The organism is Actinomycetospora sp. (assembly GCF_036497245.1).
Taxonomy (GTDB): domain Bacteria; phylum Actinomycetota; class Actinomycetes; order Mycobacteriales; family Pseudonocardiaceae; genus Actinomycetospora.
Genome location: NZ_DASXJS010000193.1, coordinates 1 through 12,875, shown reverse-complemented (window position 1 = coordinate 12,875; position 12,875 = coordinate 1). Strand labels below are relative to the sequence as shown.

12 protein-coding genes, 1 pseudogene and 1 riboswitch are annotated in these 12,875 nt (G+C 72.8%); of the genes and pseudogenes, 10 read left to right on the top strand and 3 right to left on the bottom strand.

Annotated elements, in window-relative coordinates:
- The first annotated feature begins 114 nt into the window (after nucleotides 1–114).
- The 8 genes from VGI02_RS20165 to VGI02_RS20130 all read left to right on the top strand — a co-directional run bounded on the left by VGI02_RS20165 (nucleotide 115) and on the right by VGI02_RS20130 (nucleotide 7,105).
- On the top strand, nucleotides 115–543 hold the full coding sequence (locus tag VGI02_RS20165) for an HIT family protein (protein WP_331630152.1): 429 nt from the start codon (nucleotides 115–117) through the stop codon (nucleotides 541–543).
- Between the two features lie 11 nt (nucleotides 544–554).
- Nucleotides 555–1,163 carry a histidine phosphatase family protein gene (locus VGI02_RS20160; protein WP_331630150.1) on the top strand — a complete coding sequence of 203 codons (609 nt, stop codon included), beginning with the start codon at nucleotides 555–557 and terminating at the stop codon, nucleotides 1,161–1,163.
- Complete coding sequence (locus VGI02_RS20155; protein WP_331630148.1) at nucleotides 1,160–1,819, top strand: TMEM175 family protein; 660 nt, start codon at nucleotides 1,160–1,162, stop codon at nucleotides 1,817–1,819. Before VGI02_RS20160 ends, VGI02_RS20155 begins: the two co-directional genes overlap by 4 nt.
- A gap of 168 nt (nucleotides 1,820–1,987) precedes the next feature.
- Nucleotides 1,988–2,824, top strand: a complete 837-nt coding sequence (locus VGI02_RS20150) for a class I SAM-dependent methyltransferase (RefSeq protein ID WP_331630146.1) — start codon at nucleotides 1,988–1,990, stop codon at nucleotides 2,822–2,824.
- A complete protein-coding gene (locus tag VGI02_RS20145) occupies nucleotides 2,821–3,798 on the top strand; it encodes a phytanoyl-CoA dioxygenase family protein (RefSeq protein WP_331630144.1) in 978 nt (325 codons plus the stop codon). The genes VGI02_RS20150 and VGI02_RS20145 overlap by 4 nt, the downstream gene beginning before the upstream one ends.
- Before the next feature lie 77 nt (nucleotides 3,799–3,875).
- Nucleotides 3,876–4,187, top strand: a complete 312-nt coding sequence (locus tag VGI02_RS20140; RefSeq protein WP_331630142.1) for a hypothetical protein — start codon at nucleotides 3,876–3,878, stop codon at nucleotides 4,185–4,187.
- 99 nt (nucleotides 4,188–4,286) lie between these two features.
- Nucleotides 4,287–4,394, top strand: a riboswitch (guanidine-I (ykkC/yxkD leader).
- A gap of 30 nt (nucleotides 4,395–4,424) precedes the next feature.
- Nucleotides 4,425–5,585, top strand: coding sequence for an agmatinase family protein (locus VGI02_RS20135; protein ID WP_331630140.1), 1,161 nt, complete (start codon nucleotides 4,425–4,427; stop codon nucleotides 5,583–5,585).
- On the top strand, nucleotides 5,582–7,105 hold the full coding sequence (locus tag VGI02_RS20130) for a sodium:solute symporter family transporter (RefSeq protein WP_331630138.1): 1,524 nt from the start codon (nucleotides 5,582–5,584) through the stop codon (nucleotides 7,103–7,105). The genes VGI02_RS20135 and VGI02_RS20130 overlap by 4 nt, the downstream gene beginning before the upstream one ends.
- Before the next feature lie 13 nt (nucleotides 7,106–7,118).
- Here VGI02_RS20130 and VGI02_RS20125 read toward each other — a convergent pair whose 3' ends face one another.
- From VGI02_RS20125 to VGI02_RS20115, 3 genes are read right to left on the bottom strand one after another with little or no spacing between them, the layout of a single operon-like run.
- The gene (locus VGI02_RS20125; RefSeq protein ID WP_331630136.1) at nucleotides 7,119–7,538 is read right to left on the bottom strand and encodes a Rieske (2Fe-2S) protein; all 420 of its coding nucleotides are present in this window, start codon (nucleotides 7,536–7,538) and stop codon (nucleotides 7,119–7,121) included.
- On the bottom strand, nucleotides 7,535–8,164 hold the full coding sequence (locus tag VGI02_RS20120; protein ID WP_331630134.1) for a DUF6529 family protein: 630 nt from the start codon (nucleotides 8,162–8,164) through the stop codon (nucleotides 7,535–7,537). Before VGI02_RS20120 ends, VGI02_RS20125 begins: the two co-directional genes overlap by 4 nt.
- 25 nt (nucleotides 8,165–8,189) lie before the next feature.
- Nucleotides 8,190–8,825 (bottom strand): hypothetical protein, encoded by a 636-nt coding sequence (locus VGI02_RS20115; RefSeq protein ID WP_331630131.1) that lies wholly within the window; start codon nucleotides 8,823–8,825, stop codon nucleotides 8,190–8,192.
- Nucleotides 8,826–9,163: 338 nt separating this feature from the next.
- Here VGI02_RS20115 and VGI02_RS20110 point away from each other — a divergent pair, with 338 nt between their 5' ends.
- Together VGI02_RS20110 and VGI02_RS20105 are read left to right on the top strand one after the other, a co-directional pair.
- The gene (locus VGI02_RS20110) at nucleotides 9,164–11,812 is read left to right on the top strand and encodes a helix-turn-helix transcriptional regulator (RefSeq protein WP_331630129.1); all 2,649 of its coding nucleotides are present in this window, start codon (nucleotides 9,164–9,166) and stop codon (nucleotides 11,810–11,812) included.
- A gap of 181 nt (nucleotides 11,813–11,993) precedes the next feature.
- A pseudogene (locus VGI02_RS20105) lies at nucleotides 11,994–12,875 on the top strand (hypothetical protein); the annotation flags it as partial.

Sequence of the window (12,875 nt, the reverse complement as noted above, 5' to 3'; positions counted from 1 at the left end):
TTCTCCTGTCTGCACTGCGGTCCAGCGGACGCACACGCTACCGGCCCCCGTCGACGGTCCGGTCCGCTGCGCTCCGTGTCCGCACCGACCGCCCCGGGTCGTTAGGCTGCGCGCGTGGCGACGGTGTTCACCAAGATCATCAACGGCGAGATCCCCGGGCGTTTCGTCTGGTCCGACGACCAGGTGGTGGGGTTCCTCTCGATCAACCCACTCGGTCCGGGGCACACCCTCGTGGTGCCCCGCGAGGAGGTTGACCAGTGGATCGATGCGCCAACCGGGCTCTTCGAGCACGCAATGGCGACGGCCCGCACGATCGGGACCGTGGTCCGCGATCTCTGGGCACCGCCGCGGGTCGCGCTCATGATCGCGGGCTTCGAGGTGCCGCACCTGCACGTCCACGTCCACCCCGCGTGGGGCCTGGAGGCGTTCGACTTCTCGAAGGCCGCCACCGACCCCGACCCGGCGGAGATGGACGACGCCGCACGCCGCATCCGTGAGGGCCTCACCGCGGCCGGGCACGGCGCGTCGGTCCCGGCGAGCTGAGCGCGCCGACGATGCAGCTCCTCCTCGTCCGGCACGGCGAGCCCCTGGCGGTGTCCGCCCAGGCGGGCGGGGCCGATCCCGAGCTCTCCCCGCAGGGCCACACCCAGGCCGAGGCGCTCGGCGCCTGGGCGGCGGACCTCACCGGCGAGAAGGTCGTCGAGGTGGTCGTCTCGGGCATGCGCCGCGCGCAGCAGACCGCGGCGCCCGCGGCCGGGGCCCTCGGGCTCGACCCCGTCGTCGACCCCGACCTCGCCGAGTTCGACGTGGGCAGGCCCTCCTACCAGCCGGTCCACGCGCGGCTGGGCTCCGACGACCCCGACTGGCAGCGGATCACCGAGGGGTACCTCCCGGACTTCGTCGACGCCGAGGCCTTCACCGCGCGGGTGCGGGGGGCGTTCGGGCGGATCGTCGGGCGTCACCGCGACGCCGGGCGCGAGTCGGTCCTCGTCGTCTGCCACGCCGGGGTGATCAACACCTACCTGGCGCTCCAGCTCGGGCTCGACCGCCCGCTGACGTTCCCGCTCGACCACGCCGGGCTCTCCCGCGTGCTCGTCTCCCGGGGCGGCCGGGTGCGGGTGCGCTCGGTCAACGAGACCGGCCACGTGGCGGGCGCTCTGTGACGTCGATCCTGCGGCGGGACGACGACCGGCTGCCCTCCTCCGACCGCATGATCGCCTTCACCGACGCCGCCGTCGCGATCGCGCTCACGCTGCTGGTGCTGCCGTTGGTCGACATCGTCCCAGAGGCGGCCCGGGCCGGGGAACCCGCCAAGGCGGTGATCACGAACAACCTCGCGCCGATCGGCAGCTTCCTGCTGAGCTTCGCGGTGATCGCCCGGTTCTGGACCGCGCACCACCGGCTCTTCGGCTTCGAGCACCGCCTCACGCGTGCGCTGGTGCAGCTGAACCTGCTGTGGGTGCTCACGATCGCCGTGCTGCCGTTCCCCACCGAGATGATCGCGTCGTTCAACACCCGCATGTTCGTCGTGCCCTTCTACCTCGCCGTGCTCCTGGTGTGCAGTGCCTCGCTCACCACGATGACGGTCATGATGCGGCGCACCGCGGTGGCGGACGGGAACGACGACGGCGTGCCCGAGAGCTTCGTCGTCGGCTCGCTGGCCTCCACGACGACGATCGTCATCGCCCTGGTGGTGGTGCTGGCCATCCCGTCGGTCGGGCCGTGGGCGTTCTTCATCCTGCTCGCCGACGCAGTGATCGAGCCCCTGATCCGTCGCCTCCGGGGAGATCGCGTGGCCCGCCGGGACGCATCGGCCTGATCGACGCCCGGCTTCCCATCCTGCCGGGCGGGACGGCGCGTGGTTGTGTCGTGGCGAGTCCCGTCCGAGCCGGCCCCGTCCCCAGGTCCGACCGGCGGGTGCGCACCCCGGACCCCGGTGCCCTCGCCAGCACGCCGGCCGTCGCGGCCGGGCACGGAGGACCGCACCATGTCCCAGCAGGGCACGACCGAGCAGCGCAGCCTCGCCCACTGGGCGGAGGACGGCCGGGCGGGCATGGAGGCGTTCTACGCCCTCGCGATCGAGGACTACCGGCAGATGGTGGCCGCCCGCGACTGGGCGGCGGACCTGCGTGGCCACGCCGCCGAGGGTCGCGTGCGGGTCCTCGACGTCGCCTGCGGCAGCGGCAAGTTCCCGGCCGAGCTCACCCGGCGGGGACTCGCCGACGCCGTGGGCGGGACCCGGGTCGAGATCGACCTGCTCGACCCCTCGCCGTTCTCGATCGCCGAGGCCCGCTCCGTGCTGGACGCGCCCTTCGGCGTGCGCGCGGAGCACGAGGCCCGCATCCAGGATCTGCCCACCGGGGTCGGTGGCTTCGACGTCGCCTGGGCCACGCACGCCCTCTACGCGATCCCGCCCGACGAGATCGGCGCCGCAACCGCCCGGATGGTCGCCGCGCTGCGCCCGGGCGGTTTCGGCGCGATCGTCCACGCGACGGCCGCGTCGCACTACCTGCGCTTCGCCGGGGCCTTCCGGACGACGTTCGCCCCCGCCGCGGTGCCCTTCACCGGCGCGGGGCAGGTCCGGGAGGCCCTCGCGTCGGCCAGCGTCGTCCCGGCGGTCGCGACGCTGCGCTACGAGGTCGGGCACGCCGACCGCGCCGTGGTCGAGGGCTTCCTGCAGCGCTGCGTCTTCGACGACTCGGTGTCCCTGGAGCGGATGGAGTCCGAGGGGGCGGTCGGGGCGTACCTGGCGGGCTGCCTCGACGGCGACGGGTACCGGTTCTCGCAGGTCGTCGACGTGATCACGTGGGAGGTCGCCGCGTGAACCGCCACCTCAGCGCCGCCACGGCCGTCGGTGGGGCCGACGACGTGGCCCCCGCCTGGGACGGCGACAACGAGCAGTGGTGGGACTGGTACATGTCCCTCGCCGAGAACCCCGACGAGGCGGTCGGCCTCATGGAGGTCCCGGTCCCCGATCCGGGCCCGCTGCCCGACGACGACGCCGTCGTGGCGGAGCTCGGGGTCCCCTACGAGCTCCCGTCGGGCGCGGTCGAGGCGTTCGCGGCCGACGGCTTCGTCGTGCTGCCCCGCGTCGTCTCCCCGGGCGCGGCGGAGGCGCTGCGCCGACGTCTGGCCGACCTGCTCGGTGGGCCCGGAGCCGCCGCGGGCCTGCGGGCCCGGGAGATGCTCTGGCTCGACGACCCGCTGGTGCGGGCCGCGGTGCTGTCTCCGCGCGTCGCCGGTATCGCCGCGGCGCTGCTCGAGGTCGAGATCCTCCGGCTCTATCACGACAGCGCGCTGTGCAAGGAGCCCGGCGCGGGACGCACGCCCTGGCACCACGACGCCCACCACTTCCCCCTGGACTCCCACGACGTGATCTCGACGTGGATGCCGCTGCAACCGGTGCCCGCCGCGATGGGCCCGCTGTCGTTCGCCCGCGGCATGGACACCTGGCGACTCGTCGCCGATCTGCCGTTCGACAAGGTCGGCACGTCCTACGACCGTCGCGTCTCCGAGGCCCTCCGCGTCGCCGGGGTGAAGGTGCACGACGAGCCCTTCGCGCTCGGCGACGTCAGCTTCCACTCGACCCTGTGCTTCCACACCGCGGGCGCCAACGCCACCACGCGGGCGCGGATGGTGCTCGGCGCGACCTACTACGCCGACGGCGCCCGCGTGATCGACCGGCCGACGATGGTCAGCGGGGACTGGCGGCTCTTCGTCCCCGGTACCGAGCCCGGCGAGGTCGCGGCGAGCCCGCGGAACCCGGTGGTGACGCGGACGCCGTCGGGATGTACGTAGTTCCCGATCTGTCCGGGGCGTCCCGGGTGTCCTGTACTCGACGGACACGGTTGCGGACCACCACCCGAGGAGATCTCGTGCTCACCACCGTCGACATCCGCGCGCGCCTCGACGAGGTCCGCGCCCGCAGTGCCGAGGCCCTCGCGGCGGCGCAGGGCGACCGCCGCGCCTCCGCCGTCACCGTCGCCGTCGTGCGCGAGTTCGACACCAAGGCCGCCAAGGCCTGCGCCGCGACCGACGGCGCCGAGCGCGACGGTGTGCTCGAGGTCGAGCAGGCCGCCGACAGCGCCCGGGTCGCCGTGGGCGCCGATGCCGCGGCCGCCGCCGAGACCCGGGAGGCCGTGGAGGCCGCCCACCTGGCGATCTGCATCCTCAAGACCGAGGTCTAGCGCCGAAACACGGACGTCATGGGCCGCAACGAGGCCGTGACCCCGAGGTGTCACGCCGGTCATCGGACCGGCGTGCACTTGTACGCGACCCACGACGCCGTGGGGCGCCCCTAGGGTTCCGCGCCTCGAGATCGAGGCGGTCCGCGACCGAGAGGGGCAGGCGCGGACGGAGTCCGCGCTCCACGGCGGGACAAAAGCCCGGGAGACGACCAGTCGGATCGTCCCCGGAGACCGCCCATGCGCATTCGCCCCGACCTGCCCGTGCCGCACGCCGGCCCACCGCGCAAGGCGCCCCGCCACGGCCCCGAGGCCGCCCGGGCCGTGGAGATCGAGCGCACCCTGCCCCACGCCGCCCACGAGGCCGAGATCGCCCGCGGCCTGGAGCTGGGCCTCCCGGCGGCCGACTCGATCGTCGACCGCACCATCCCGACGTTCTCCCGCGGCGAGCTGCCGCACTTCGCCGGCATCCCGACGTTCATGAAGTCCCCGTACGTCGAGGACGTCCGCCGCTGCGGCGAGTACGACGTCGCGATCCTCGGCGCCCCGTTCGACGGCGGCACCACCTACCGGCCCGGCACGAGGTTCGGGCCGAAGGGCATCCGGGACATCTCGCTGCTCTACGGGACGTACTCGTTCGAGCTGGGTGTCGACCTCCGCGAGTCGATCACCATGTGCGACCTCGGGGACATCTTCACGATCCCGGCCAACATCGAGAAGACCTTCGACCAGATCACGAAGGCCGTCAGCCACGTCTACGCGTCCGGTGCCTTCCCCGTGGTGCTCGGCGGCGACCACTCCATCGGCTACCCGACCAGCCGCGGCGTCGCCGAGAACCTGGGCGACGGCAAGCTCGGGATCATCCATTTCGACCGCCACGTCGACACCCAGGAGACCGACCTCGACGAGCGGATGCACACCACCCCGTGGTTCCACGCCACGGACCTGCCGAACGTGCCGCCCGAGAACCTCGTCCAAATCGGCATCGGCGGCTGGCAGGCCCCCCGCCCCGGCGTCGAGGTCGGGCGCGACCGCGGAACGACGATCATGACGGTCACGGACTGCGTCGAGATGGGGATCGAGGCGGCCGCCCAGCGCGCTCTCGAGGTGGCGTGGGACGGCGCCGACGCCGTCTGGCTCTCGTTCGACATCGACTGTCTCGACGCGGCGTTCGTCCCCGGCACCGGCTGGCCGGAACCCGGCGGGTTCCTGCCCCGCGAGGTCCTGAAGTTCATCCAGTTGCTCTGCGACGCGGCGCCGCTGGCCGGCATCGAGATCGTGGAGTGCTCGCCGCCCTACGACAACGCCGAGATCACCTCACTCATGGCGACCCGCGTGATCGTCGACGCCCTCGGGTGCCTGGTGCGCTCGGGTCATCTGCCGAGGAAGGCCACCTCATGATCATCATCGGTGTCGCGGTCGGCGTGATCCTCGTCGTCGCCGTCGGACTCTTCTTCGCGCGCCGCGTCGACGGCGACTCGACCAACTTCCTCGTCGCCGGGCGGTCGCTCATCCTGCCGCTCTCCGCGGCCGGGCTCATGGGTCAGGCCGTGGACTCGAACGCCACGCTCGGCAACATGGACCTGAGCTTCTCGCTCGGGTTCTGGGCCGGGGCGAGCCTGCCGCTGGGCCTCTCGCTGTGCCTGCTGCTGACCGGCCTGCTGTTCGCCGCCCGGATGAACCGGATGGGCCTGTTCACGCTGCCCGACTTCTACCGGCAGATCTACGGACGGGGCGTCGAGGTCACCGCGTCGATCCTCATGATCGCGGGGTTCGCCATCCTGCTGGCCGGCAACCTCGTGGCGGGCGGCTACCTGTTCGAGCGCTTCCTCGGCACGAGCTACACGGTCGGAGTGCTGATCATCGTCGCGGTCGTCCTCGCGTACACGATCACCGGCGGCATGTTCTCCGACGCCTACACCGCGCTGGTCCAGATGGTGATCACCGCGATCGGGTCGGTCTCGCTGCTGATCTGGACCGGGCTGCACTTCGGTCTCTCTGCGGCCCCCGGCACCGGGCCGTTCGACTTCGAGCAGCTCACCACCGCCGCCGGGGGTGCCCCGATCAACTGGGCGACCCTGATCTCGCTGGGCATCGGCGACATCGTGGCCATCGACTTCATGCAACGGATCTTCTCCGCGCGCTCGCCCGCGACGGCCCGCAACGCCTGCCTCACCGGCGCCGTCCTCACCGCCGCCGTCGGGGTCTGCTACGCGCTCGTCGCGGTCGCGGTGGGATCGGTGCTCGGGCCGGACGCCCAGACGCCGATCCTGTTCACGCTGCTCGGGCAGTTCGCGCCCGCCTGGCTCGCGATCCTGGTGCTCTCCGCGATCGTCGCCGCCTCGTGCTCGACGGCGAACGGGGTCATCCTCGGGACGGCGTCGGTGGCGGTGCGCAACATCCGGGGCATGCGGGACCCGAGCATCGGCACGGGCCCGAGCGGGACCGACCCGCTGCTGCGCGCCGTCCGGTGGACGATGCTGCCGATGGTCCTGATCTCGATCCTCATCGCCCTGCGGGTGCCGCAGACCGGGATCCTGCTGACCCTGGCCTTCGACCTGCTGCTGGCCTGCCTCCTCGTGCCGTTCGTGATGGGCCACTGGTGGCCGACGCGGGCGACCCGGGCGGCCGCGGTGGCGGCCATCGTCGTCGGGCTGGCGGTGCGGCTGACGTTGTTCGTGCTGACGCCGACGATCTTCGGCTCGGACAACACGCTGCTCTACATCCCCAACTCGCTGATCACCAAGGACTTCGACGGCTACCCGACCTTCCTCGGGCTGGGGGCCTCACTGCTCGCGTTCGTCGTGGTCGCGCTGGTGCGCCCACCGCGGGTGCCGGCGACGCTGTCGCGCCGGGAGGACTACCAGGATCTCGCCGCGGCGTCGGCGACCGGATCGCGGTCGGGGGCCGTCTCCCGCTAGCGTCCCGTCGAGGTCAGGGCACGTCCACCCGGCCGTCGGCCACCCGGACCTCCCGCGGCGTGAGACCCCGCTCGGCGGGTCCCTGCGCGACGCTGCCGTCGGCGATGTGGAACCGGCTGCCGTGGCAGGGGCAGTTGATCGTGCCGTCCGCGACGGCGTTCACCGAGCAGCCCTGGTGGGGGCACGTCGTGCCGAAGGCGGCGAACGTCCCGGCGACGGGCTGGGTGACGACGACGCCACGGTCGTCCAGGACCACGCCGCCTCCGACCGGGACCGAGGCCACGGTGACGCCGGTCGGCCCGGCCGGGGGCGGTGCGGTGCTCGTGGGTCCGCCGGAGCTGTACTCGGCGCAGGCCGCCAGGCCGCACGTGGCCAGCCCGACACAGCCGACGAGGAGGACCGTCCGTCTGCCGAGCTCCGGGGTGCCCGTCACAGGTGCAGCCCCCGGGTCGTGAACAGCCAGAGAGCGGCCGTCAGCCACAGGGCCACCAGGGCCGAGAAGACGACCCCACCGACGACCGGGAGCGTCCACCCCGGCAGGTCGCGTCGAGGCAGGCTGAGCATCTTCGTGGCGAAGGCGCCGTAGAACAGGCAGCCGGCGAGCGAGTGCACGAGCACCCGGGGGCTGTCGTACTCGAACCCGAAGGCGTAGAGGCAGTGGACGACCACCGGCACCGTCACCAGGACGGCCAGCCGCCCCGTCCAGCGGTGCACGGCGGGCACCCACGACGGGGACGCGTGCCCGATCCGGCCGTACATGTTCAGCGCCGACACCAGTTGGACGACGGCGAGGAGGGTCGCGACCGTCGTCAGCCACGCTTTGACGTAGGCGGGTCCGGAGAAGCCGGCGATGTCGACCGCCACCGCACCCGGCTCATGCAGCCGGCCGTACACGCCGAGAAGCACCGCGAGGGCGAACCCGCCGAGGACGGGGACAGCGAGCGCCGGGATCGGGGATCGTCCGGTGGCGCGCGCGACGGGGAACGGGCCGATCGGACCGGTGTCGGCGTCGCCGTCGTCGATGGGGGTCTCCGCCCGGCCGCGTTCCGTGCTGCTCATGCGGGCGCTCCCCGGTCCTGGGTGCTCACGACGCCGAGAGCACGTCGGTCGTGCCCTCGACCGGGGCCACGCCGGCCGGGAGCGGACCCTCGGCCGGCAGCGGAGGCGGCGGGGCGACGGCTCCGCTCCCGTCGTGGCTCAGCCCGACCTGGCCGCCGTCGCCGCGCACGATCCAGCCGGTGGTGCGACCCGAGCTGCTCTGCCAGTAGATCCCTGCCCGGGAGCCGCTCGAGGGGGAAGCCGTGAACGGTGCGTCCGGGCGCCCGACGAGATGGACGGTGCCGGTGAGCCGGTCGCCCTCGAGGTGGCCGGTGAGGTGGTTGCCCTTCCGGCCGGAGGCGTCGAGCGAGTCGGCGCTCGCGGTGCCCTGCAGCCAGGCCTCCACGTGCTGCCCGTCGCAGACGTAGGCCTTGGCGTGACCATCGGCCACCGTGACCGCGATGGGGATGGTGTCGCCTTCCGAGGTCACGTCGCCGACGTAGCGCGCTCGGGCCGGGAACGTGGCGGGAGGCGGAGCCGGGGCGGTGGCCGCCGCGGCGGCCGGCAGCGGGGCCGCTGCCGCGGGGGCGGGGGCCGGGCGCTGCACGGCCATGTCCACGCCGATCAGCACGATTCCGAGGACGACGACAGCGACCAGTGTGACGATGGGCGAGCGGAGCATGGGTCCTCCCGAGGCCGCAGGCGGCTGCCCGTCCATTGTCGGAGCGTGCTCCGCGCACCACCTGAGTAATCGCTACTCGGTTCGGGACGCGGCACTACTCGGCCCTCGCGCCCGGTGCGGAAAAGCGATAATTCGGACTAATCGTATCAATTGCCCCAGCGCTGGACCCTTTTCCGGGCGCCATGAGCATTTTTGCGTAGTCGACTACTGTCGACTCCCACTTCCCGGAGGGCCACGGTGAGTCCCGCAGGTTGTTCGGAACCGGTCGTACCGGCTTCCGGCTCGGCACCGCAGGCCGGCGTGTCGCGCTCCCGGCCACGGCACGTGAGGGGAGCAGGATGGCTCGTCATTGGCCGTTCGTCGGGCGCGAGCGCGAACTGGCGGCGGTCCGCAAGGCGCTCGACGACGCGCACCTGACCGGTGTCGTCCTCGTCGGGCCGGCCGGCGTCGGCAAGACGAGGCTCGCTCGTGCCGTCGCCGACCGGGCCGAGGCCGGGGGTGCGGCGGTGCGGTGGGTCATGGCGACCCGCTCCGCGTCCGGCATCCCGCTCGGCGCGATGGGCCAGCTGCTCGCCAACTGGGACGGGCCCGGCTCGCACGCCGGCCATCTCCTGCCGAAGGCGGCACGCCACCTCGTCGAGCAGGCCGGCGGCCGACGCCTCCTCCTCGGGGTCGACGACGCCCACCTGCTCGACGCGACGTCGGCGGCGCTCGTCCATCAGCTGGCCGTCACGGGTGCGGCGACCGTCGTGGTGACCGCGCGAACCGGGGTGACGGTCCCCGATCCGATCTTCGCGCTGTGGAAGGAAGGTCTCGCCGAGCGCATCGACATCCACGGTCTCGCGCGCGGACAGTCGGACGACCTCGTTCGTCAGGTGCTCGGCGGGCAGGTCGACGGTGCCACCCTCCACCACCTCTGGGAGCTCAGCCTGGGGAACATGCTGTTCCTGCGCGAGCTGGTCGAGGGTGGGTTCGCCAGCGGCGCCCTCGCCGTCGACGACGACGTCTGGCGGTGGAACGGACCGCTGGTGCCCTCGCCCCGGTTGACCGAGCTCATCGACGCCCGCATGGGGTCCCTCGAGGTGGACGAGCAAGCCGTCCTCGAGCTGCTGGCGTTCGGCGAGCCCCTCGGGGTGGACACCCCTGAGCGGATCGTGGACGCCGACGCCCTGGCCGCCGTGGAGCGGAAGGGGCTCATCGTCTCGGAGCGTCTGGATCGGCGGGTCGAGCTCCGGCTGGCCCACCCGCTCTACGGCGAGGTGCTGCGCCAGCGCACCTCGCCCCGTCGTGAGAAGACCATCTACCGACAGCTCGCCGAGTCCCTCGAGGCCGCGGGCGTCCGTCGGTCCGGTGATCGGCTCCGCGCCGTGACCTGGCGTCTCGCCGCCGGCCTGCCCACCGACGCCGAGATGCTGCGGGTGGCCGCCGAGAGCACGATGAAGGTCGACTACGGCGCGGCCGAACGGTTGGCGCGCGCCGCGGTCGAGCAGGGCGGCGGTTACGCGGCCTCGGTGGTGCTCGGGCAGGTGCTGATCGGTCTGGGGCGCTCGGCCGAGGCGGAGGAGCTGTTCGCCGGCCTATGGTTCCGCGAGGACGAACCGGACCATCGCACCCAGCTGGCCGTCACGCGCGTGACGAATCTGTACTGGGGTCTGGGACGACCGGCGCGGGCCACCACCGTGCTGCGGGACCTCGGGCCCGAGCTCGCGTCGAGCACGCCGGAGCTCGCGACGCTCGAGGCGGCCCTGTCCGCCCCGTACGACGGCGCGAAGCAGACGCTGGAGCTCGCTGAGACCGTGCGCCGACCCGACGGCGTCGTCGACGCCACCAGGCTCCAGGCGCTCGCCGTCGCGACGGCCGCCCTGCGGCGGACCGGCCGCTACGACGTGACCGCGCGCGTCGCGGACCGGGCCGACGAGGCGATCGAGGCCTCGCCGTCCCCGCTCGTGCTCACGGCCGAGTGGGCGCACCTGCAGCTGGACGCGGGCCGCTGCGAGGCACACGTCTTCACCGGTCGACTCGACGAGGCCGAGCGCCTCGCCCAGCAGGGGTACCGGCGTGCCGTCGCGGACGGGCAGTCGACCGCGAAGGCCCTCTACGCCGGCTGGCTCGGTGTCACGGCGGGGCTGCGGGGCACGATGCGTACCTCCCTGCGCTGGCTGCGCGACGCCACGGCGGGAACGCGCCCCGACGAGCTCCCGCTGCTCGCGGTGCTGTGGTCCGAGATCATCCAATCTGCGGTGGTCACCAATGATCTCGAGGTCGTTCCCAACGCCTCGCGCCAGCTGCAACGGGTGCTCAGCGAGGGCGGCAACGCCTACGCGCCGTGGGCCGGGCTCGCGCCGGTCTGGACGGCGGTCGCGGGCGGCCGGATCGCGGAGGCCGAGCGTGCCTGTCTCGCCGCCGCCGACCACGCCGAGCGCGACGGCCTGCTGCCGGTCCATCTCGTGGCGCTGCACACGGCGGTGCGCCTGGGGACGACGGTGCCCGTCTCGGCTCGTCTCGAGTCGGCCGCGGCCGAGGCGGACGGCCTGATCTCCGGCACCTTCGTCGACCACGCCCGGGCCTACGCCGCCGGCGACGCCGCCGCGCTGGACGACGTGGCCGATCGCTTCGCCGGCCTCGGAGCACACCTCTTCGCCGCGGAGGCCGCTGCGCAGGCGAGCACCTTCCACCGCGCCCACGGGGGACGCGGCGCCGGGAACGCGAGCGCCCTGCGCGCCCGGCAGTGGGCCCAGAAGTGCGAGGGCGCGCGGACGCCCGCGATCGCCGACCTCGACTCCCCGTCCGAACTGACACGCCGCGAGCACGAGATCGCCGCCCTCGCCGCCTCCGGCATGACCAGCCGCGCGATCGCGGAGCAGCTCGTCGTCTCGGTGCGCACCGTGGACAACGTGCTGCATGTCGTCTACAGCAAGCTCGGTCTGAGTGGGCGTCGTGACCTGGGAACCGTGGTCACCGGGGGAATGAAGGACCTCTCCGAGTAGTGCGCGACGTACGCGGGCCCGAAGCCGAGTAGTCCGCTACTCAGGACTCGCCGCGGCGTAGCGCCAACACTTCTCCTCGGGACGAACAGATCGGCCCGCCGCCCGGAGGAGCTCCGGTCGGTTGAGCGCACCGCGCACCAGCGGGCGATGCCCCGGCCCGATCCGGGACGAAGGAGTGAACATGACCGAGCAGGACGGGCCCGTGAACGTCGACGGGCGCATCGTCGATCAGCACAACGGCGGTGCCGGTGGCGGTAGCGACATCAACCAGGCCGGCGACGTGTTCGCCGGTGAAGGTGGCCGTGGGGTCAACGTGGACGGTCGGATCGTCGACCAGCACAACGGTGGCGACGGCGGGGGTAGCGACATCAACCAGGCCGGGGACGTGTTCGCCGGCGGCGGTCGCGGACCGGTGAACGTGGATGGTCGGATCGTCGACCAGCACAACGGCGGTACCGGCGGCGGTAGCGACATCAACCAGGCCGGCGATGTGTTCGCCGGCGGCGGTGGCGGACCCGTGAACGTTGACGGCCGCATCACCGATCAGCACAACGGCGGTACCGGCGGCGGCAGCGACATCAACCAGGCCGGCGACGTGTTCGCCGGTGAAGGTGGCCGTGGGGTCAACGTGGACGGCCGCATCACCGACCAGCACAACGGCGGTACCGGCGGCGGCAGCGACATCAACCAGGCCGGGGACGTGTTCGCCGGCGGCGGTCGCGGACCCGTCAACGTGGATGGTCGGATCGTCGACCAGCACAACGGCGGTACCGGTGGCGGTAGCGACATCAACCAGGCCGGCGATGTGTTCGCCAGTGGTGGTGGCGGTCCCGTGAACGTGGATGGTCGGATCGTCGACCAGCACAACGGCGGCCTCGGCGGTGCCGGTGGCGGTAGCGACATCAACCAGGCCGGGGACGTGTTCGCCGGTGGTGGTGGCGGTCCCGTGAACGTGGACGGTCGGATCACCGATCAGCACAACGGCGGTGCCGGTGGTGGCAGTGACATCAACCAGGCCGGGGACGTGTTCGCCGGCGGTGGTGGCGGTCCCGTGAACGTGGAT

Coding starts and splice junctions, on each gene's coding strand:
- VGI02_RS20160 (WP_331630150.1), top strand. CDS start 555: ATGCAGCTCCTCCTCGTCCGGCACGGCGAGCCCCTGGCGGTGTCCGCC.
- VGI02_RS20115 (WP_331630131.1), bottom strand. CDS start 8,825: ATGCTCCGCTCGCCCATCGTCACACTGGTCGCTGTCGTCGTCCTCGGA.
- VGI02_RS20120 (WP_331630134.1), bottom strand. CDS start 8,164: ATGAGCAGCACGGAACGCGGCCGGGCGGAGACCCCCATCGACGACGGC.
- VGI02_RS20150 (WP_331630146.1), top strand. CDS start 1,988: ATGTCCCAGCAGGGCACGACCGAGCAGCGCAGCCTCGCCCACTGGGCG.
- VGI02_RS20130 (WP_331630138.1), top strand. CDS start 5,582: ATGATCATCATCGGTGTCGCGGTCGGCGTGATCCTCGTCGTCGCCGTC.
- VGI02_RS20135 (WP_331630140.1), top strand. CDS start 4,425: ATGCGCATTCGCCCCGACCTGCCCGTGCCGCACGCCGGCCCACCGCGC.
- VGI02_RS20110 (WP_331630129.1), top strand. CDS start 9,164: ATGGCTCGTCATTGGCCGTTCGTCGGGCGCGAGCGCGAACTGGCGGCG.